At 63.2% G+C, this 21,338-nt stretch carries 16 protein-coding genes; 11 read left to right on the top strand and 5 right to left on the bottom strand.

What is annotated here, in order from left to right; translation table 11 throughout:
* Entirely contained in the window at positions 1 to 1,845 is a 1,845-nt protein-coding gene (locus ACVNHC_RS18215; RefSeq protein WP_457168488.1) for a HoxN/HupN/NixA family nickel/cobalt transporter, read from the top strand.
* A gap of 17 nt (positions 1,846 to 1,862) precedes the next feature.
* Here ACVNHC_RS18215 and ACVNHC_RS18210 read toward each other — a convergent pair whose 3' ends face one another.
* The 3 genes from ACVNHC_RS18210 to ACVNHC_RS18200 form a co-directional block, all read right to left on the bottom strand.
* Positions 1,863 to 2,621, bottom strand: coding sequence for a gamma-glutamyl-gamma-aminobutyrate hydrolase family protein (locus tag ACVNHC_RS18210; RefSeq protein ID WP_186391732.1), 759 nt, complete (start codon positions 2,619 to 2,621; stop codon positions 1,863 to 1,865).
* Positions 2,622 to 2,704: 83 nt separating this feature from the next.
* The gene (locus tag ACVNHC_RS18205) at positions 2,705 to 3,370 is read right to left on the bottom strand and encodes a response regulator transcription factor (RefSeq protein ID WP_050472391.1); all 666 of its coding nucleotides are present in this window, start codon (positions 3,368 to 3,370) and stop codon (positions 2,705 to 2,707) included.
* A 31-nt stretch (positions 3,371 to 3,401) separates the two neighbouring features.
* A complete protein-coding gene (locus tag ACVNHC_RS18200; protein WP_050472392.1) occupies positions 3,402 to 4,766 on the bottom strand; it encodes a cache domain-containing protein in 1,365 nt (454 codons plus the stop codon).
* 199 nt (positions 4,767 to 4,965) lie between these two features.
* On the opposite strand from ACVNHC_RS18200, the gene ACVNHC_RS18195 reads away from it, so the two are divergent.
* From ACVNHC_RS18195 to ACVNHC_RS18175, 5 genes are all read left to right on the top strand, one after another.
* On the top strand, positions 4,966 to 6,066 hold the full coding sequence (locus ACVNHC_RS18195; RefSeq protein WP_050472393.1) for a TRAP transporter substrate-binding protein: 1,101 nt from the start codon (positions 4,966 to 4,968) through the stop codon (positions 6,064 to 6,066).
* Between the two features lie 85 nt (positions 6,067 to 6,151).
* Entirely contained in the window at positions 6,152 to 7,159 is a 1,008-nt protein-coding gene (locus tag ACVNHC_RS18190; RefSeq protein ID WP_050472394.1) for a TRAP transporter small permease subunit, read from the top strand.
* A 19-nt stretch (positions 7,160 to 7,178) separates the two neighbouring features.
* Positions 7,179 to 9,845, top strand: a complete 2,667-nt coding sequence (locus ACVNHC_RS18185; protein ID WP_058898734.1) for a TRAP transporter large permease — start codon at positions 7,179 to 7,181, stop codon at positions 9,843 to 9,845.
* A gap of 78 nt (positions 9,846 to 9,923) precedes the next feature.
* On the top strand, positions 9,924 to 10,457 hold the full coding sequence (locus tag ACVNHC_RS18180) for a TRAP transporter small permease subunit (protein WP_457168484.1): 534 nt from the start codon (positions 9,924 to 9,926) through the stop codon (positions 10,455 to 10,457).
* A gap of 8 nt (positions 10,458 to 10,465) precedes the next feature.
* On the top strand, positions 10,466 to 12,052 hold the full coding sequence (locus ACVNHC_RS18175; protein WP_457168482.1) for a TRAP transporter large permease: 1,587 nt from the start codon (positions 10,466 to 10,468) through the stop codon (positions 12,050 to 12,052).
* A 10-nt stretch (positions 12,053 to 12,062) separates the two neighbouring features.
* Here the strand turns inward: ACVNHC_RS18175 and ACVNHC_RS18170 are convergent, their stop codons facing one another.
* Positions 12,063 to 12,764, bottom strand: coding sequence for a response regulator transcription factor (locus ACVNHC_RS18170; RefSeq protein WP_209005011.1), 702 nt, complete (start codon positions 12,762 to 12,764; stop codon positions 12,063 to 12,065).
* 31 nt (positions 12,765 to 12,795) lie between these two features.
* Positions 12,796 to 14,790: a PAS-domain containing protein gene (locus tag ACVNHC_RS18165; RefSeq protein WP_457168480.1), complete on the bottom strand. Its 1,995-nt coding sequence runs from the start codon at positions 14,788 to 14,790 to the stop codon at positions 12,796 to 12,798.
* A 253-nt stretch (positions 14,791 to 15,043) separates the two neighbouring features.
* Here ACVNHC_RS18165 and ACVNHC_RS18160 point away from each other — a divergent pair, with 253 nt between their 5' ends.
* From ACVNHC_RS18160 to ACVNHC_RS18140, 5 genes are all read left to right on the top strand, one after another.
* Positions 15,044 to 17,029 carry an AMP-binding protein gene (locus ACVNHC_RS18160; RefSeq protein ID WP_457168478.1) on the top strand — a complete coding sequence of 662 codons (1,986 nt, stop codon included), beginning with the start codon at positions 15,044 to 15,046 and terminating at the stop codon, positions 17,027 to 17,029.
* Positions 17,026 to 17,856, top strand: a complete 831-nt coding sequence (locus ACVNHC_RS18155; RefSeq protein ID WP_457168476.1) for an ABC transporter ATP-binding protein — start codon at positions 17,026 to 17,028, stop codon at positions 17,854 to 17,856. The genes ACVNHC_RS18160 and ACVNHC_RS18155 overlap by 4 nt, the downstream gene beginning before the upstream one ends.
* 11 nt (positions 17,857 to 17,867) lie before the next feature.
* On the top strand, positions 17,868 to 18,821 hold the full coding sequence (locus tag ACVNHC_RS18150; protein WP_050472402.1) for a branched-chain amino acid ABC transporter permease: 954 nt from the start codon (positions 17,868 to 17,870) through the stop codon (positions 18,819 to 18,821).
* 6 nt (positions 18,822 to 18,827) lie between these two features.
* A complete protein-coding gene (locus ACVNHC_RS18145; protein ID WP_457168473.1) occupies positions 18,828 to 19,904 on the top strand; it encodes a branched-chain amino acid ABC transporter permease in 1,077 nt (358 codons plus the stop codon).
* Between the two features lie 97 nt (positions 19,905 to 20,001).
* Complete coding sequence (locus ACVNHC_RS18140; protein ID WP_050472404.1) at positions 20,002 to 21,324, top strand: ABC transporter substrate-binding protein; 1,323 nt, start codon at positions 20,002 to 20,004, stop codon at positions 21,322 to 21,324.
* The last annotated feature ends 14 nt before the right edge of the window (positions 21,325 to 21,338 follow it).

Here is a 21,338-nt window from a genome sequence, read left to right as displayed (position 1 = left end):
ATGTCTCCCGCTGTGAGCCCCACCGTCTTTCTGCACCGGGCCTTTGCGCTGCTGTGCTGTGCGGCCATGCTGATCTCAATGTGTCTGCTTGCCGCAGGCGGGGCTCTCGCGCATCCGCACGTGTTCGTCGAAGCTCGCACCAAACTGGTGGTGAATGACGATGGCCTTGCCACGGCAGTGGACCAGGTTTTCCGCTTTGATGATGCCTATACGGCCTTCGCCATCCAGGGTTTCGACACCAACCGTGACGGCATCTTCAGCCGGGAGGAACTGGCGGAGCTGGCCAAGGTAAATGTGGAAAGCATGGAGGAATTCGGCTTCTTCACCTTCGGTGACAACACCAGGGTGGAACTGGATTTCACCATGCCGGAAGTCTACTGGCTGGAGGTGGTGGAGGTTCCCCTTACCGAATACTGGGCGATGAAGCAGGAAGATATCGCGGCTATCAAGGAAGATGCCGAACGCACCGGCAGGCCGATGATGACCACGGTGAAGCTGCTGGAACTGCACTTCCTGCTGCCGCTGAAAGAGCCGACGGACCTCGCCAATACGATCACGCTCGATGTCTATGACCCGACCTATTACGTCGATTTCCGATTTGCCGCGGATCCCGATGCCACGGGGCTGATCAATGCTCCGGCCTCCTGCACGGTCACCCGCAAGGAGCCGCCTCCGCTTGATCCTGCCGTCGCATTGGCCCTTGCTCAGGTCGGGGCCGATCAGCGGGAACTGCCGCCGGAACTGGCGGACGTTGCTGCGGGCCTCGTCAATCAGATGATCGTCAATTGTGGGCCGGGAGAGGCTGCAGCCACTGCGTCCAAGCCGCCGTTCCCGCCGGTGACGCCGCTTAATGGTCAAAGTCAGGGCCAGACGGCGGGCGCGGACACCGCAGGCGCTCCGCCTTCGGACCGTCAGGCGGAGGCTACCTCCCAGATGCCGCCTGCGCCCATGGAAGGCGTTCCCTCGGCGGCGCTGAAGAGCAATGCGCTGGTCGGCAGCTTCTTTGCGCAAATCGCCCGCTATCAGACCGAATTCTACCAGAAGCTCATTTCCGCGCTGCGCAGTTTCCGCAACAGCCCGGATGCGGGCTGGCTGCTGGCGTTCCTCTCCTTCGCCTATGGCATTTTCCATGCGGCAGGTCCGGGCCATGGCAAGGCGGTGATCTCGTCCTATGTGCTGGCCAGCGAAGACACGCTGAAGAAGGGCATCCTGCTCTCCTTCGCCTCGGCCTTTGCGCAGGCCCTGACCGCCATACTGATCGTCTGCGGCGTTGCCGTGGTCTTCAACCTCACCTCCATTGCCATGCAGCAGACTGCCCGCTGGCTGGAGATCGCCTCCTATGTGATGGTGACGGCGATGGGCGCCTGGCTGCTCTGGGTCAAGGCTTTCCGCCCGATGCTGCTGGGGGCACCTGCCGGGCATGATCATGTGCATCTGCCGGGCGAGGATGGCGCCTGCGGCACCTGTGGCCACGTGCATGCGCCCACCGCGGAGATGGCCGCCGGGCGGCTGACGCCGGGCCGTGCGCTGTCGATCATTCTGGCGATCGGTCTCAGGCCCTGTTCGGGCGCGCTGATCGTGCTGGTCTTCGCCCTGTCGCAGGGCATGATCCTGGCCGGCATTGCCTCGACGCTGGCCATGGCCGTTGGCACGGGCATCACTGTGTCGCTGCTGGCCACCCTGGCCGTCGGGGCCAAGGGGCTGGCCGCGCGCCTTGCCGGGTCCGATGGGGTGTGGGCCTACCGGGTGCACCGGGGCATCGAGATTGCCGCCGCCGCTGCCGTGTTCCTGCTGGGGCTCACCCTGCTGATTGCCATGATCGGCTGGGGTTCCGTCCCGGCCTGATCAGGCTGATGTAAGCCTCAGCTATCGCCGCGCTTGCGGCGGTAGGCTTCCACGGCTTCGCCAAAGGCTGCGAACAGCTTCTGCGAAGGCGTGTCGCAACTGACCCAGTATTCCGGGTGCCACTGGGTGCCGATGGCAAAGTTGCGTGCGCCCTCCACCGAGACCGCCTCGATGGTGCCATCCTCGGCGGTGGCTTCCACCACCAGCGACTGACCCAGCGCGCCAAGGCCCTGCCGGTGCAGGGAGTTGACCTTGAACTGTGCCGTGCCGATGGCCGCTTCAAGCTGTCCGCCTGTGCGCGCGTCAACGGTATGGGCGAGTGCGAAGCGCTCTTCCTGCTTTTCGGATACGGGTGCGCGGTGGTCGTTGCGCCCGTCAAGCTCCTGGATCTCGGTGAGCAGGGTGCCGCCAAAGGCGACATTCAGCTCCTGCATGCCGCGGCAGATGGCAAAGACCGGCAGGCCCTTTTCCAGAGCCCGGCGCAGCAGCGGCAGGGAGGTGGCGTCACGGTCCGGGTCATAAGGCCCGTTTTCTTCCGTCGCCTCGCCGCCATAAAGATCCGGGTTGACGTTGGAGCGCGAGCCGGTGGCCAGCACCCCGTCCACCCGGTCCAGCACCGCGTCAATGTCGAGGGCGCTGCCGAGGGAGGGCAGGATCAGGGGAATGGCGCCAGCGCCATTCAGTACGGCCTCCAGATAGGTGGAGGGCGCTGCATGCCAGCGGTAGCCATCAACGGGCTTTACATCGGCGGTGACAAGAACAATCGGCTTGGACATTCGAGGCTTTGGACCCTTTGGCCGCTAAACGGGATGGGCTGCAAGGTTTGCACGAAGACCACACCGCCGCCAAGGGGGCAGTATCACACCAGCCGCAGTTCCTGGGCGATGCGGTAGAGATGGGCGGCGTTGCCGCTGCCGACCTTGTCGCGGATGTTGAGCCGGTGCGATTCGACCGTGCGCACGCTGATGCCCAGATGCACCGCGATTTCCTTGTTGGCCTGTCCGCGGGCGACCCCTTGCAGCACTTCGCGCTCGCGCTCCGTCAGGCCATAGGGGTTGGTTGGCGAAGGCGAGGGCTTGTTCTCCATCAGCGCCGGTCCGACACGGGAGGAGAAGTAATAGCCGCCGTCCGCCACGGCGAGAATGGCGTTGATCATCTCCTTCGCGGAGATGTCCTTGAGCAGATAGCCCCTGGCGCCGGACTGCATCACACCGCGCACATATTCCGGGTTGTCATAGATCGACAGGACCAGAACGCTGATCATCGGATGCTTGCGGCGGATGGTTTCCGTTGCTTCCAGCCCGTTGAGGCCCGGCATGGAAATATCCATCAGGATGATATCGGGCCTCAGCGTTTCGGCCAGTTGCACGGCCATGCGCCCGTCGGTGGCCTCGCCCACGATCTCGAAGGGGGCGACGCCTTCCAGCCGGGCTCTGATGCCGGCGCGCACCAGCTCATGATCATCCGCCAGCAGCACTCGCACCTTGCGCGGCAGGTCGTCCTTGCGGGCTTGCGGGCTGGTCATGCACTGTGTCTCCTCATCTGCCGGGCGTGGTTCACGCCGCTGTCCGGCTCTCCTCCGGCAGCATGGGCATGGTCACCCGGATCATGGTGCCCTGGGCACCCACCCGCGACATTACCATGGTGCCGCCATGTGTCTCTATCCGTTCACGCATGTTGCGGATACCCAGTCCTCCAAGCTGCGGCAGAGGCAGGGGAATGCCCACGCCATCGTCCTGGATCGTCAGGGTCAGCGCCCGCTCTCCCGCCACCAGCCGGATGCTGACATACGCCGCGGCCGAGTGCCGGGCCACATTGGTCAGCGCCTCCTGCACCACCCGGTACAGTGCGGTCTTGGCCGAATCCGGCAGTCGGCTGCGGCAGCGGTCGGCGGAAATCTCGACAGTGATGCCGGACTGCGCCTCGAAATCCTTGGCAAGGCTTGTGAGGGCTGCGGACAGGCCCATGTCGTCCAGAATGCTTGGACGCAGATCCTTGGAGATGCGCCGCACCTCGCCAATTGCCTCGTCCAGAATGCGCAGGCAGCGCTCGGCCTGGGTCTGCATTTCGCCGCTGCCGGGGCTGCGGGAATGCAGCATCTCGATGCCATAGCGCACGGAGACGAGCAGCTGGGAGATGCTGTCATGCAGCTCGCTCGACACGCGCTTGCGCTCCTGCTCCTGCACATCGACGATCCGGTGGGTCAACTCCTTCAGCTTGCCATCGGCAAACTTCTGCTCCGAGAAGCTGACCGTGGCCACAGCGGTCAGGCTCAGGAGGATGGCGACCATGGTGATGAGGAAGATCACCAGCACCGTCTGCTGCACGTTGGCGGTGAAATCGGCACGGACGAGGGCCACTTCCCGGGCGATGTCGTCAATGTAGAGGCCGGTGCCGACCATCCAGCCCCACTTGTCCAGCATCACGGCATAGCCGAGCTTTTCGGCATTCATGCCGGCGCTCGGCTTGTCCCAGACATAGCGGTGAAAGCCGCCGCCGGCCTCAGCTGCGGCCATGAGATTGCGGATGACGTAATTGCCTTCCGGGTCCTGCAGATCCCACCATTTGCCGCCGACAAGATTGGCCAGTTTGGGATGGACGATGTTGGTGCCGTCGCGCAGATAGACGAAGAAATAGCCGTCTTCGCCGAAGGTGATGTCGTTGAGGATGCGTTTTGCTTCCGTTTGCGCCGCCTCGCGCCCGCCATGCTCCTCCTCATAGAGCTTCTGGATGGAGGTCAGGGCAAGGGATATGGCGTTCTGCACCTCCTGCCGCTTGCTGGACAGGATACGCTCCTCGACGGCATGGGTCTGGGCCTCGATCAGGCGCGAGGCCTGAAAGAAGGTGATGCCGCCAATCAGCCCCGAGACAGCTACAAGGGGCAGGATGGTGATGAGGAGCAGTTTTGTTTTGAATGTCACCGGTGGCCCCCTGCATTCCGAAAGTGATCCGCTTCCGGCAATAAAATTGCCGGAAAGCAGCGTCTTTTCAGTAGTACTACGGAAAAGATGCGCAGAAACACGACTAGCGCCTCATTCAAAGGATCACCTAGACACAGACAGGTGTCAGTGCAAGGCTTCAAAGTGGCTGAGCACTCGCCATATCTGGGAGGATATCGTTATGGATCGTCGTTCGTTTATCAAGAAGGCTGGCATTGGTGCTGGCGGTATTGCCGCTGCAACCACGCTTGCCGCTCCGGCAATTGCGCAGTCCCGCACCGACATGGTGATCGTTTCCACTTGGCCGCGCGACATGCCGGGCCTTGGTGTTTCCGCGCAGCGCCTGGCGGCCCGTATCGCCGAACTGACCGAAGGCCGCATCAACGTTCAGTATTTCGCCGCCGGTGAGCGCGTCGGTGCATTCGATGCCTTCGACGAAGTGGCTTCGGGCAACGCACAGGCCTATATCGGCGCCGACTATTACTGGAAGGGCAAGCACCCGGCCTGGTCCTACTTCACGGCTGTTCCCTTCGGCCTGACCTATGCCGAAATCGACGCCTGGATCAAGGTTGGCGGCGGCCAGGAACTGTGGGACGAACTGGCTGACCAGTTTGGCCTGAAGAACTTCAACGCCGGCAACACCGGTGTGCAGATGGGTGGCTGGTTCAACAAGGAAATTGAAACCGCCGACGACCTCAAGGGCCTGAAGATGCGCATTCCGGGCCTTGGCGGCGACGTCATGGCCAAGCTGGGTGCCTCGCCGGTGTCCCTGCCGGGCGGCCAGATCTATGAAAACCTCGTCTCCGGCGCTGTCGATGCCACCGAGTGGGTCGGCCCGTGGAACGACTATTTCATGAAGTTCTACGAAGCCGCCAAGTACTACTACTATCCGGGCATGCATGAGCCGGGCTCCATGCTGGCGCTGGGCTGCAACAAGTCCTGGTTCTCCAAGCTGTCGAAGATCGACCAGATGATCGTCGAAGCGGCCTGCAACGAGGAAAACGCTTTCTCGATGGCAGAAGCCAACGGCTTCAACGGCGCCTATCTCGACAAGCTCATCAATGAGCATGGTGTCGTGCTGCGCCAGTTCTCGGACGAAGTCTATGACGCCTTTGGCGATGCATCGGCTGAAGTGTTCGAGGAAACCATCCAGCACGGCGACCTGACCAAGCGCGTTCACGAGAGCTTCGTGAAGGCCCGTTCGGAAGTGGGCCGCTGGATGCTTCTGGCTGACACCGGCTACACGGTGCAGCGCAACCGCGTGCTCGGCATCAAGGTCTGACCGCCACTGGCGTCCACCTGACCGGGGGGCGGGGCTAGCCCCGCCCCCTTCCTGGTTCAAACCTTTTTTGACGAGGCGTTTGACGATGACGGCCTTGAACCCGGTTCAAGGCGCCGCTGCTGAGACTGCGCGTGCGCTGGAATCCCGGACCGGTGGTGTTCTTGCCATCCGGCTGTTCGGTTGGATCAATCTGGCAGTCATGACTGCCTTCCTGATCAACAACTACCTCACCTACTGGCAGGGTTTTCCCGGACCTGGAACCGGATCGGCCGGCGCGCAGATGCAGACCGGCCTCTATGCCGTGCTGGCGCTTCTGGCCGCCGCCTATGTGCTTTATCCCGGCTCACCCGGACTGCGCGCCGACAGCGAGCGGATCAACAGGCTGAACGCCTTCCTGATCCGCTGGGCTTTCTGGGCGGTGGTCATCGTCGGGGTCGCCGACGCAACGATTTCTTTCCTGCGTGTCGAAGGCGTGCTGGAAGCGGTGTTCGGCCGGCAGCTGGCGAGCGATCTCGGGCGGGCGCAATTCCGCGGTGGCTATGTGCACATGCCGCTCATCGCACTGTCGGTCCTGCTCGCGGCGATCACGCGGACCCTCGGCTTCTACTGGCTGGCTCTTCTGGTGGTGGTATCCCAGCTTCTGATCGTGCTGGGCCGCTTCGTCTTTTCCTACGAACAGGCGTTCCTGTCTGACCTCGTGCGCTTCTGGTATGCGGCGCTGTTCCTGTTTGCCTCCGCCTACACGCTCCTTGAAGAAGGGCATGTGCGTGTGGATGTGCTCTATGCCAGCTTCGGCGAGACGGCGAAGGGCTTTGCCAATGCCTTCGGTGCCATCGCCTTCGGCATGGTGTTCTGCTGGACCATTCTCTACTTCGGTCTGGGGTCAAGGCAGTCGATCATCAACAGCCCCATGCTCTCCTATGAGACGACACAGGCAGGTTTCGGCCTTTATGTGAAGTATCTGATGGCGGGCTTCCTTGGCGTTTTCGCCGTGAGCATGATGATCCAGTTTGTCAGCTACCTGTTTGCCGCCGTGGCAGACATGCGCGGCGAACCAGGTGGCCGCGAGCTCACCGGCTCCATCAAGCACTGACCCAGCAGGATTTGCACCTATGGAACTGTTTTTCCTTATTCTGCTGATCGTCCTGATGGCGGCGGCGCTTGGCTCGGGCTTTCCCGTCGCCTTTGCCCTGCCGGGATCGGCAATCATCTCCATCGGCCTGGCTGCCGGCGCTGGCTATCTGTTCGCCGGCCACACCGACGCCTATTTCTCCCATGGCGGCCCCACCCAGTGGCTGAGCGCCGGGGTGACCAACTTCCGCGGCATTTACTGGGAGGCGGAGCGCGACACGCTCATCGCCATTCCGCTGTTCATCTTCATGGGCATCATGCTGCAGCGGTCCAAGATCGCCGAGGATCTGCTCATCACCATGGCACGGCTTTTCGGGCCGGTGCCGGGCGGTCTGGGCATTTCGGTCATCCTGGTGGGCGCGCTGCTCGCCGCCACCACCGGCATTGTCGGCGCCACCGTTGTGGCCATGGGCCTCATCTCGCTGCCCGCGATGATGCGCAACAACTATTCGGTGCCGCTGGCCACCGGCACGATCGCTGCTTCCGGCACGCTGGGCCAGATCATTCCGCCCTCCATCGTGCTGATCATTCTGGCCGACCAGCTGTCCTCCAGCGTCGATCAGGCCGGCAACCTGCGTCAGGCTCTCTTCCGCGATGCCAATGGCCCCGGCCAGATGCCGTCCGACCTGGCCATTGCCTCCACCAGCGCGGGCGAGCTGTTCCTCGGCGCGATCCTGCCCGGCATGCTGCTCGTCGGGCTCTATGTGCTGTTCATGCTCGGCTTTGCCCTCATCAACCCCAAGGCTGCACCGGCTGTGCGCGGTCAGGGCAAGATGGACCGGCAGTTCCTGTTCCAGGTGTTCATCACGCTGGTGCCGCCGCTCGCCCTGATCGTGCTGGTGCTCGGCTCGATCATGGCCGGCATCGCCACGGTCAACCAGGCCGGCGCTGTCGGTGCCATCGGTGCCATGATCATGGCCGGCTACCGGCTGCAGGACGGCAAGGGCAAGGGCGTCTATACGCCCGCAATCATTGCCATTCTGGCGCTTCTGGGCATTGCCGTTGCCGTCAGCTTCTATGACACCAACATCAAGCGCGTTCTTTCGAATGGCGATATGACAGGCATCGTCCTCGGTGCCATCGCCGTTTCGATGCTGGTCTTTGCCGTGATCTGGAGCGGCTGGCGCACGATGGTGACGGACAACACCTTGCGCGAAGTGATGATCGAGACGGCCAAGGGCTCGTGCCTCGTGTTCATCATCCTGATTGGCGCGGCCATGCTGACATCGGCTTTCCGCGCCTTTGGCGGTGAGGATCTGGTCAAGGACTTCCTGCAAGGCCTGCCCGGCGGCTTCTGGGCCCAGTTCCTCATGGTCATGCTGGTGATCTTCATCCTCGGCTTCTTCCTCGACTTCATCGAGATTGCCGTGGTGGTGGTGCCGATTGTTGCGCCGATCCTGCTGGCTGACCCGTCCGCCAACGTGACGGCAGTCTGGCTTGGCGTGATGTTCGGCCTCAACCTGCAGACCTCCTTCCTCACCCCGCCCTTCGGCTTCGCGCTCTTCTATCTGCGCGGCGTGGCTCCGGCGGTGGTGAAGACGCTGCAGATCTACAAGGGCGTGATCGCCTTCATCGGCATCCAGCTGGTCGCGCTGGCGATTGTCGGCTTCAATCCGCAGATCGTGAACTATCTGCCGAACCGGTCCTCGCTGCTGTCCGAGACCGCGCCGCCGCCGAAGAACCCGCGTCTGCAGTATTGCATCGAGACCTACACCAGCCAGCAGTTCCGCCAGAACGGCGCCGCGATCACCGCTGCCATCAGCCAGCTCAAGGGAACGGATGTCAGCTATCTGCCGTCCGATCTGCAGCAGGAGCTGAAGTCCGGGCTGCAGAACGCTGAAAAGGCCATTCCGCAGATGGCGGAGATCGATGCTGCCGTTGCCGCCGTCACGCAGGCCGCAGTGACCTACCGTCCGTTGCAGGTTCAGGTGCGGGCGATCGAGCGGGATGCGCGCAAGATCGAGCGTGAAATCAAGGAACTGGAGGTGATCATTTCGCGCTCCGGTCCGACCGGCATCTATTCCGCGGAGCGGGGAGAGGATGCAAAGGCGGAAATGGCGGAGCTGCAGGCCGCGCATGATGCGCTGCTGGCGAAGATCCCGGCCAGCTGGGAAGACGTCCATACCGGCTTTGCCAAGGTGCAGGATGCGGAGAACAAGGCACGCCTCGCCTACCGCCGCCTCGCGGACAATGCCTCCGAGCCTGTGATGAAGGTGACAGCCGCGCTTCAGGCCGCACCTGCCCTGCAGGAGATGGAGGAGAAGTTCACGGCCCTGCAGGATGCGGTCATCTCCAAGCCTCTGCCCGAGGTGCTGGAGCAGATCGACTTGCTGCGCAGCGAGGTCTCCGCCCTTGAAGGCACGGCAGAGATCCGCAAGGGGATCAACGAGGCCCGCAAGATCATGCGCTCCAATGCGCCCGATCCGCAGGCAGCTGTGGCCGAGCTGGACAACTCCATCGCCGCGCTCAAGCAAGATCTCGCGTGGCGCCAGCGCGCCTTCGACGAGTTGCTGCCGAAGATTAGCGCCTATGATGCTGCCACCAGCGGCACCATCGGCCTGCGCCAGCTGCCGCGCCTGCCGCGTGATGTGGCGGTCGCGCTGGCGCCGTGCCTGTCGAAACACCGGGATGTCTCGCTGAATTTCTGACAGCTGGCTATTGACGAAAGCAGGGCGGGGATGGCTGATGGTCTTCCCCGCCCTTTGCTTTTCCGAAAAGGTTCCGCGATGTTCCGCACCGCTCAGGTGATCACGTTTTTCAATTCGGCGATTGGCCGCGCCGTGTCCTGGCTGATGCTGGGCATTGTGCTGGTGCAGTTTGCGGTGGTCATCCTGCGGTATGTGTTCGGGGCAGGTTCGGTCTGGGTGCAGGAAAGCATCCTCTACATGCATGGCTTCCTGTTCCTGCTGTCTGCCGCCTACGCGCTGGCCATTGATGCCCATGTGCGGGTGGATGTGTTCTACCGGGACGCCAGCCCCGCCCGCAAAGCGCTGGTGGATCTGGCCGGGTCCGCCCTGTTCCTCCTGCCCATGTGCGCCGTCATCCTCTGGCACGCCTGGCCCTTCGTCCAGATCTCCTGGATGATCCGGGAAGGCTCGCGCGAGACGTCGGGCATTCCGGCGCTTTATGTGCTGAAGACAGCGATCCTCGTCTATGCCGGGCTGCTGGCGCTGCAGGGTCTTGCCCTGATGCTGCGCGCTGCCGCTGCCCTGTCGGGCAACGCCCCGGCGCTTGAAACATTCGCCCGGAAAGAGGGCTGAGACATTCCATGGACCTGATTTCCATCCTCGACATTCTCATGTTTGCCACGGCCGTCATCTGCCTGATGGCCGGTTTCCCGGTGGCCTTCACGCTGGCAGGCGTTGCTCTCGTCTTTGCGCTGCTGGGGCATTTCTCAGGTGCCTCCTTGTCGCTCGGCGCCATTCCGCTGCGCATCTTCGGCATCATGACGAACGAGACGCTGATTGCCGTGCCGCTCTTCATCTTCATGGGCGTCATGCTGGAGCGCTCCAAGGTGGCGGAAGATCTGCTGGAGGCCATGGGCCGGCTTTTCGGCAAGATGCCCGGCGGGCTGGGGCTGTCTGTTTCCATCGTCGGCGCGCTGCTGGCCGCCTCCACCGGCATCGTCGGGGCGACGGTGGTGACCATGGGGCTCCTGTCCCTGCCCACCATGCTGCGCAATGGCTACAGCCCGCGCCTTGCCACCGGCTCGATTGCTGCAGCCGGAACGCTGGGCCAGATCATTCCGCCGTCGATCGTGCTGGTGTTTCTCGCCGACCAGCTTTCCAGCGCCTATCAGACAGCGCAGCGCAATCTTGGCAACTGGTCGCCGGACCCGTTCTCGGTGGGGGATCTCTTTGCTGCCGCGCTCATTCCCGGTCTCTGCCTCGTCGGGCTCTATATTGCCTATCAGATGGCCGTTGCCTTCCTGTCGCCCCACAAGGCGCCGCCCATGCGCGGGGCAGATGGCGGCGCGCCGCAGAAGGTGAGCCTGAAGGAGCTGGTCAGCGTGCTGGTGCCGCCGCTGGCCCTGATCATCGCCGTTCTCGGCTCAATTCTGGCCGGTGTGGCAACGCCGACGGAAGCTGCCGCAGTCGGCGCCGTGGGTGCGCTGCTTCTGGCAGGCTTCCGGGCGGATGTGTCCCGGCCCTTGCCCGTTTACGCCGGAGCTGCCTGCCTGCTGGCGGCCCTTGCCCTGTCGCGGGTGGTGGATCTTCGCATCACCCGGCTGGAAATCGGGCCGCTGGAATGGGCCGGGATCAGCCTTGCAGCGCTGCTGTGTCTTGTTGGTGCCTGGGGCATTGCCGTCTGCCTTGCCCGCGTGCTGCGCTCGGGCGTGCTGGCGCCGGTCATCCAGTCCTCGACGCAGATCACCGCTATGGTCTTCACCATCATGATCGGTGCGACGTTCTTCTCGCTGGTGTTCCGGGATCTGGGCGGCGACGAGCTGGTGCATTCGCTGCTGAAGGACCTGCCGGGCGGCGCGCTTGGCGCCATGCTGGCGGTCATGCTCGTCATGTTCGTGATGGGCTTCTTCCTCGATTTTCTGGAGATCGTCTTCGTCGTGGTGCCGCTCGTCGCCCCCGTGCTGCTGCAACTGCCCATGCCCGACGGCAGTTCCATGCATCCGGCCTGGCTCGGCGTGATGATGGCGGTCAACCTGCAGACCTCCTTCCTCACCCCGCCCTTCGGCTTTGCCCTGTTCTATCTGCGCGGTGTAGCCCCAGCCTCCGTGCGCAGCTCGGACATCTACCTCGGCATCATCCCCTTCGTGCTGATCCAGGTGCTGATGCTGGTGATCCTCTGGTTCGTGCCGCAACTTGCCACCTGGCTGCCGCAGGCGATCTACGGGTAGCCGCTGGAGTTTACGCCCAGTCTACCTGTGACGTCAGCATGTAGCCCGAGCCGTAAATGGTGCGGATGAGGGGCGTCGCGGATTCGGTCGCCAGTTTCTTGCGGATGCGGGAGATGCGCACGTCGATGGACCGGTCGAGGCTGTCGTCGCGGCCGCCGTGCTCCAGCAGGTAATCGCGTGAGAGCACGCGCTTGGGCGCCCGCAACAGGGCTTCCAGCAGGGTGGCTTCACCCGTGGAGAGGAACGTCTCCTCGCCCGAGGGCGAGACGAGCCGCAGGGCGCCGGGATGAAAGGTCCAGCCGGCAAAGCGGGCGGCATTGCCCTTGCCGGGGGCGGCGGCCTGACGCTCGGATGAGCGGCGCAGCACGGAGCGCAGCCGCGCCACGATCTCGCGCGGGTCGAAGGGCTTCACCACATAATCGTCAGCACCCATCTCCAGCCCCATCACCCGGTCGGAGGAATGGCTGCGGGCGGAAAGCACGATGACGGGCAGGGAGGTGCGTTTGCGGATCTCGTTGATGAGGCTCATGCCGTCCATGTCCGGCAGCCCAAGGTCGATGAGGCAGGCATCGGGCAGCTGCTGGTCCATCATGGCAAGCATCTTGCCCGCCTGCTGGAAGCAGACCGAGCGGAAGCCGTAGACCTCCAGCGTGCTGGCCAGAATGGCGCAGATCTCCGCTTCGTCGTCGCAGATGTAAACAAGTCCGGACATGGCTGTTGTGCTGCTTCCGGGGCCGGGCGTCTCAGGCGTCATGAGCGGTGATCTTCCTCAAGGTTCCAGACAGCGCTGCCATGTCAAAGGGCTTGGTCAGAAGCGGAAAAGCTGCGGTATCGGGCTTCTGGCCTGACCCTTCCGCGGGCGCGCCATAGTCGGCATAGCCGCTCATCAGCGCAATGCCGATGTCCGGGCGCTCCTGCCGGATCTGGCGCACGAGGGCGAGCCCGTTCATCTGGCCGGGCATCACCACATCGGAAAGCACGGCCCGGATTTCCGCCACATCCTGCGCCAGCTCAAGGGCATCTGCGGGGCTTTCCGCCGTCAGCACCGTATAGCCGAGGTCGCGGATCTGCAGGGCGACTGCCTCGGCCACGGCCGCTTCATCCTCCACCAGCAGGATCAGTTCGCCGTTGCCCATGGCAAGGGCCGTCTGCACGCCCTCAGCTCCCGTTCCAAAAGGGCCGGTGCCGGCACTGAGGGGCAGCAGCAGCGACACGGTGGTGCCTGCGCCGGGGGCGGTGGAAATATCCGCATGCCCGCCCGCCTGCCGGGCAAGGCCATAGACCATCGACAGGCCTAGGCCGGAACCGGTGCCGAAAGGCTTTGTCGTGAAGAATGGCTCGAAGGCCCGCTGCCGGGTCGCTTCATCCATGCCCTGGCCGGTGTCGCGCACGCTGATGCGGGCATAGGGGCCTGCCGCCAGACCCGCGCCGGGCAGATCGCGCTCCACCAGCTGCTCCTGCGACAGGCTGACGGTGATGCTGCCGCTGCCGCCTTCCGGCATGGCATCGCGGGCATTGAAGACAAGGTTGACGATGGCCGTTTCCAGCTGCGCCGGGTCCACACGCGCCACCAGCCGTTCATCGGAAAGGTCAAAGGACAGGCTGATGGCGCCGGGAAGGGAGCCATGCAGCAGCGTCGCGGTGTTGGCCAGAAGCGGCGCCAGTTCCACGGTCTGCAGGTCTGAGGACTGGCCCCGGCTGAAGGCCAGCATGCGCTGGGTCAGGTCCGCCCCGCGCTGTGCCGCCTGCAGCATGGGGGCAAGGTGGGCCTCCACATCGGCGGGCGTCACCTCACTGCCCTTGCGCTTCAGGCTGAGGAGATTGCCCATCAGGATGGCAAGCAGATTGTTGAAGTCATGCGCCAGCCCGCCGGTCAGCTTGCCGACCGCATCCATGCGCTGCGACTGGGCGAGCGCCGCCTCGTTGCGCTTCTGCTCCGTGGCATCGAGCGACAGCACGAAAACGCCGAGCGTGCGCCGGTCCACGGTCATGTCCGGAATGAGGGTGGAGCGCATGTAGGCCAGATCGCCGTTCGGCTTGCGGCGGCTGTACTCATAGGACACCGCATGGCCGCTGAACGCATGCTCGATCTGCGGCTGCAGTTCGGTGAAGAGTTCCGCCCCCAGCACTTCGCGGGCGGGCCTCCCCGCAATGGAGGCGATGGAATGGCCGAACCATTCTGCATAACGCCGGTTGGCAAAACGGAAGACGGGACCGGCTCCAGAACCCGTGTCCGGGGCCATGTAGGCCACAAGAGCCGGGATGTTGTCGGTGACGAAGCGCAGCCAGTCCTCGCTCTGGCGCAGGGCGCGGGTGCGCTCGGCCACGGTCCGCTCCAGCTTCTCCTGCCGCCGCCGCTCCTCGGTGATGTCGGTGTAAATGGTGACGAACCCGCCCTGCGGCAGGGGCGTGCCGCGCACGGCAATCACCTGGCCGTTGGGGCGGATGCGCTCGAAATAATGCGGCACGAACTGGCGTGCCCGTTCCAGCCGCCGCTGGATCTTGCCTTCCACATCACCGGGGCCGTATTCCCCGCGCTCCGTGTTGACCCGCAGGAACTCCGCCAGATGCGCGCCGCGCCGGGCCAGCTCCTGGGGGAAGTCCAGCATCTCCCAAAGACCCCTGTTCCAGGCCACCAGCTGCAGGTTTGCATCGAAGACCGAGAAGCCCTGATTCACATGATCAAGGGCAGCCTGCAGCATGTCGATATATTCGGTGGTGCCGGAGCTGATCGTCATGGCGTGAGTTTAGGCAGAAGGCCGGAGGGAACACCAGTCAGCCATCGGATGAATGGAGGATGGCCCTGAAACAATTCGTCACAGTCTGAACATACTGGCGCAATGCACCGGGTCTACCGTCAAATGCAACCCATGGTGAGACATCCGCAGGCTCCGCCAAAGAAAGAGCTTGCGGCCCTTCGGGAGGAAGGCGTTTCATGAGGGCCAAAACGCGACTCCGGTAAACGGGGCGCCTGGGAGGGTGGACGACGCGATGGCAAGATTGACCAGCGCTGCGAGGGAAGGTGCGGACACCTTTCCGAAGATTCTCTTGTGCAATGCGAAAGAACTTGGAAGCCGTACTGCAGTGCGGGAGAAGGACCTTGGTATCTGGCAAAGCTGGACCTGGGCTGAAGTTCTTGACGAGACGCGCAGCTTTTCGATCGGGCTTGGCAGTATCGGCTTGAAGGCAGGCGACAAGGTCGCAATTGTCGGTGCCAACAGGCCCCGGCTTTACTGGTCGATGGTGGCGGCTCAGGCGCTCGGCGCCATCCCGGTTCCGGTCTATGCTGACTCCGTCGCAGAAGAAATGGCCTATGTTCTGGGTCATGCCGAAGTTCGCTTTGCGGTTGTGGAGGATCAGGAGCAGGTCGACAAGCTTCTCTCCATGGCGGAGATCGTGCCGAGCCTGAGTGCCGTGATCTATGATGATCCGCGCGGCCTGCGGGACTATGACCACGGCCGCCTGTTCAGCTTCACCGGCGTGCAGGATCTTGGCCGCCAGCATGTTGCAGCAGATCCGAAGGCGCTCAGCGCCTGGGAAGAGGGGCTGGCACAGGGCAAGGGCAGTGACATTGCCGTGATGCTCTACACTTCCGGCACCACCGGCCGCCCCAAAGGCGTGATGCTGTCCTTCGACAATCTGGTCATTTCGGCGCGCAACGCCAATGCCTTCGACAAGCTGGACGAGAGCGAGGACATCCTCGCCTATCTGCCGCTGGCCTGGATCGGCGACCACGTGTTCTCGCTGGCACAGGCCTATACGGCCGGTTACTGCGTCAACTGTCCGGAAAGCCTTGACACGGTGGATCTGGACCGGCTGGAGATCGCGCCGACCTATTTCTTCGCTCCCCCGCGCGTTTTTGAAAGCATGCTCACCCGCATCATGGTGCGCATGGAAGATGCAGGCCGGATGAAGAAGGCCATGTTCGACTATTTCATGGGCGTGGCCCGCCGGTCGGGCGAAAAGATCCTCAACGGCCAGCCGGTGCCGCTCAGCGACCGGCTGCTCTACGGCCTTGGCGAGCTTCTGGTCTATGGCCCGCTGAAGAATCGCATTGGCCTGACCCGGCTGAAGGTCGGCTACACGGCGGGTGAAGCCATCGGCCCGGAGATCTTCAGCTTCTACCGCTCGCTCGGCCTCAATCTGAAGCAGCTCTACGGCCAGACGGAAGCCAGCGTCTACATCACCCTGCAGCCGGATGGCGAGATCTTTGCCGATACGGTCGGCAAGCCCGCGCCGCAGGTGGAGTTGAAGATCGCGGAAAACGGCGAGGTGCTCTACCGCTCGCCGGGCACCTTCGTTGCCTATTACAAGAACGACGAGGCCACCCGCACCACCAAGACGGAAGATGGCTGGGTGTTCACCGGTGACGCCGGCTTCATTGCCCCCAACGGCCACCTGAAGATCATCGACCGCGCCAAGGATGTGGGCAAGCTCAACACCGGTGCGCTGTTTGCCCCGAAATACATCGAGAACAAACTGAAGTTCTTCCCCAACATCAAGGAGGCGGTGGCCTTCGGCAATGAGCGGGATTTCACCGGCGTGTTCCTCAACATCGACCTGACGGCGGTGGGCAGCTGGGCGGAGCGCAACAACGTCAATTACGCCAGCTATCAGGAGCTTGCCGCCCATCCGGACGTCTACCGGATGATCCAGCAGCATGTGGACCAGGTGAACCGGGATCTGGCGGCAGAGCCGATGATGGCAGGCGCGCAGATTCACCGCTTCCTCATCCTGCACAAGGAGCTGGATGCGGATGACGGCGAGCTGACGCGCACGCAGAAGGTCCGCCGCTCCTTCATCGCCGAGCGCTATGCGCCGCTGATCGAGGGGCTCTATGACGGCTCCACCTCGCGCCATGTGCGCACCGAAGTGACCTTCGAGGACGGCCGCACGGGCGTCATCGAGGCAACGGTCGAGATCAGGGACATGACGCCGCACGCCCCGGTGCAGGCCATGCGGGAGGCTGCAGAATGAATGCCGTGACAGCAACCAGCCTGCCCGCAGCCGAACCGGCGGCCAGAGCAGAACCTGCTCCGGAAGTGCTGCTGAAGGTGGACAACGTCTCGCTGTCCTTCGGCGGGGTGAAGGCGATTACCAACATCTCCTTCGACATCCGCAAGGGCGAGATCCGCGCCATCATCGGCCCCAACGGGGCGGGCAAGACGTCGATGCTCAATGTCATCAACGGCTTCTACCATCCCCAGCAGGGCACCATCACCTGGAAAGGCACGGCCCGCAGCAAGATGCGGCCCTATGATGCGGCGGCGCAGGGAATTGCCCGCACTTTCCAGAATGTCGCGCTGTTCAAGGGCATGAGCACGCTGGACAACATCATGTCCGGCCGTTCGCTGAAGATGCACCGCAACTTCTTCTGGCAGCTCCTGCATTACGGCCCGGCGCGGGACGAGGAAATCGAGCACCGCCGCAAGGTCGAGGACATCATCGACTTTCTGGAGATCCAGGCCATACGCAAGACGCCGGTGGGCAAGCTGCCCTATGGCCTGCAGAAGCGGGTGGAACTGGGCCGGGCACTGGCCATGGAGCCGGAGCTTCTGCTGCTCGACGAGCCGATGGCCGGCATGAACCTTGAGGAGAAGGAGGACATGAGCCGCTTCATCCTCGATGTGAACCAGCAGTTCGGCACCACCATCGCCCTCATCGAGCATGACATGGGCGTGGTCATGGACCTGTCCGACCGGGTGGTCGTGCTCGACTACGGCAAGAAGATCGCCGATGGCCCCCCTGCCGAGGTGCAGGCCAGTCAGGAAGTCATCGACGCCTATCTCGGCGTGGCGCATTAAGGGGGGCGGCGATGCTCTATGATATTTTCATCCTGCCGTTTGCGCAGATGGCCGATCAGCCGGATTTCCTGCTGCAGGTGCTGTGGGAAGGCTTCGTGGCGGGCATTCTCTATGCCCTGATTGCCCTTGGCTTCGTGCTGATCTTCAAGGCGTCCGGCGTCTTCAATTTCGCGCAAGGCATCATGGTGGTGTTCGCCGGGCTGACGCTGGTCGGGCTCTATGAGCACGGGGTTCCCGCGTTTCTGGCGCTGCTTTTGACCATCGGTGTGATGGGCATTCTGGCCTACACGATCGAGCGGGTGGTGATGCGGCCGCTGGTGAACCAGCCGGAAATCATCCTGCTGATGGCGACCATCGGCATGACCTATTTCCTCATCGGCTTTGGCGAGTTCATCTTCGGCGGTGAGCCGAAGCGGATGATCACGGAAGAGCTGTGGCTGCCGACCGGTTCGACGGCGCTGGAGCTTGGGGAGGACGGCCTCGTCATCCTGCAGCATATCGACATTGCGGCGGCGGTGATCGCCATGCTGATGGTGGCAAGCCTCGGCATCTTCTTCAACAAGACCCGCATCGGCCGGGCGCTGCGGGCGGTGGCAGATGACCATCAGGCGGCGCTTTCCGTCGGCATCTCGCTGAACCAGATCTGGGCCATCGTCTGGTTTGCCGCCGGTATCGTGGCGCTGGTGACGGGCATCATGTGGGGGGCGCGTTCGGATGTGTCCTTCGCGCTGGAGATCGTCGCCTTCAAGGCGCTTCCCGTGCTCATCCTTGGCGGCTTCACCTCGATCCCCGGCGCCATCATCGGCGGACTGATCATCGGCTTCGGCGAGAAGCTCGGCGAGATCTATTGGGGTCCGCTGGTGGGCGGGGGCATCGAGTCCTGGCTCGCCTACATCATCGCCCTGATCTTCCTTCTGTTCCGTCCGCAAGGTCTCTTCGGCGAACGCATCATCGAGCGCGTGTGAGGTCCCATGTTTTACCGCGAGGCAGGCCAGTTCAAGACGAGCTACGAGGCGGATCAGGCGCTGTTCCCGATCCGGCAGGACCGGATCGGCATTGCGATCCTGATCTTCGCAGCCTTTGTTGCAGTTCCTTATCTGGCTAATGACTTCTTCCTGAGCTCGATCATGATCCCGTTCCTGGTGTTCTCGCTGGCGGCGATCGGGCTCAACGTGCTGACGGGCTTTGCCGGTCAGCTGTCTCTCGGCTCCGGCGCCTTCATGGGTGTCGGCGCCTATGCAGCCTACAAGCTCACCTCCATCTTCCCGGATGTGAACGTGATCCTGCTGGTGCTGGTGTCGGGCGTGTTCTCGGCTGGTATCGGCGCGATCTTCGGTCTGCCGAGCCTGCGCATCAAGGGGCTCTATCTGGCGGTGACGACGCTGGCGGCGCAGTTCTTTCTGGAATGGTGCTTCATCCGCATCGGCTGGCTCTACAATTACAACGCCTCCGGCGCCATCGAGATCCCGCACCGGACCATGTTCGGCATCACCATCGCCGGGGCCGAGTCCACACCGCTGACCCGCTATTTCATCGTGCTGTGCATCACGCTTGCCATTGCGGTGCTGGTGTCGAACCTCATCCGTGGCCGCATCGGCCGGAGCTGGATGATGATCCGCGACATGGATATTGCGGCGGAACTGATCGGCATCCGTCCGCTCCGGGCCAAGCTCTTGGCCTTCGCCGTGTCGTCCTACATCTGCGGCGTGGCGGGTGCGATGATGGTGTTCTTCTGGCTGAATGCGGCCGAGCCCTCGTCCTATTCCATCGCCCTGTCATTCCAGATCCTGTTCATGGTCATTCTGGGCGGGCTTGGCAGCATCAGCGGCTCGTTCCTGGGCGCGGCCTTCATCTGGATCCTGCCGGTCGTGCTGCGCGCCATTCCGGCGATGACCGGTATCGAGGTGGGGGCCGAGACGATCCAGCATCTGGCCCACATGATCGTGGGTGCGCTGATCATCTTCTTCCTGATCGTGGAACCGCATGGTCTCGCCCGGCTGTGGCAGATCGGCAAGCAGAAGCTTCGGGTCTGGCCGTTCCCGTACTGACGGCCGCCTGCAATCGAAACCGGCCGGATCCGGCATCCGCAATAATGACAAGGGTAGGCGGACCAGAAAGCCAGCCGTTCTTTGGGAGGAAAGCAAAATGAACTTCAAGGCAATCGCATTGGGAACCGCACTCGCGCTGGGGGGCGCAGCGCCCTTCACCGTCCAGACCGCCGCAGCGGAAGGCAACTATATCCCGCTTCTGACTTACCGCACCGGCGCCTTTGCAGGCTCGGGCATCCACATCGCCAACGGCATGTATGACTATCTGCAGATGCTGAATGAGCGCGATGGCGGCATCGGCGGCGTCAAGATCATCCTGGAGGAATGCGAGACCGGGTATGACCCGCAGAAGGGCATGGAGTGCTACGAGGCGACCAAGGGCAAGGGTGCCCTGATGTACAATCCGTATTCCACCGGCACCACGCTGCAGATCATTCCGAAAGCCGGCGTCGATAAGATCCCCGTTCTGTCCATGGGTTATGGCCTGTCGGCAGCAGCCGTCGGCAACACCTTCCCCTGGGTCTTCAACGTGCCGGACACCTATTGGGACGGCCTGTCCGTGATCATCAAATACATTGGTGAGCAGGAAGGCGGCATGGACAAGCTGAAGGGCAAGAAGATCGGCTACATCTTCCTCGACGCCGGTTTCGGCCGCGAACCGATCCCGCTGCTGGAGCAGCTGTCCAAGGACTATGGCTTCGAGGTGACCCAGTATCCGGTTCCCGCCAAGGAAATGCAGAACCAGTCCTCGCAGTGGCTCAACATCCGCCGCGACCGTCCGGACTATGTGATCATGTGGGGCTGGGGCGCGATGAACCCGACCGCCATCAAGGAGGCCGTCAAGACGCGCTTCCCGATGGACAAGATGATCGGTGTCTGGTGGTCGGCCGGCGATGATGATGCCGCTGCCGGCGGGGCCGGTGCCAAGGGCTACAAGGCGCTGAACATCTCCGGTCTCGGCACGGACTATCCGGCGCTGGCCGACATCAAGAAGCTGGTCGTCGATGCCCGCAAGTCGCAGACCACGGAGGCCAATTTTGGCAACGTTCTCTACAACCGCGGTGTCCTCAATTCCGTGCTGATGGCTGAAGCCATCCGCACGGCGCAGGAAAAGACCGGCAAGACCGTTCTGACCGGCGAAGACGTGCGTATCGGTCTTGAGTCCCTGAACATCACGGCAGAGCGTCTCGAGGAAATCGGCCTTGCCGGTTTTGCTCATCCGATGAAGGTCACCTGCGAGGATCACGCCGGTTCGCATCCGGTCTACATCCAGGAGTGGGACGGCACCAAGTGGGTGAAGGCGACCGACTGGATCGAGCCGATGAAGGACGTCGTGCGCCCGCTGCTTGAGGCCGCAGCCAAGGAGTACACGGAAAAGAACGCTCCCTGGCCGGCCCGTACGGAGCCCTGCCCGAACTGACAAGAGTTCAAGGA

The sequence above is a fragment of the Pannonibacter sp. Q-1 genome, from assembly GCF_054073275.1.
Note: the sequence above shows the minus strand (reverse complement) of the source record. Positions and strands in the feature narration are given on the sequence as shown.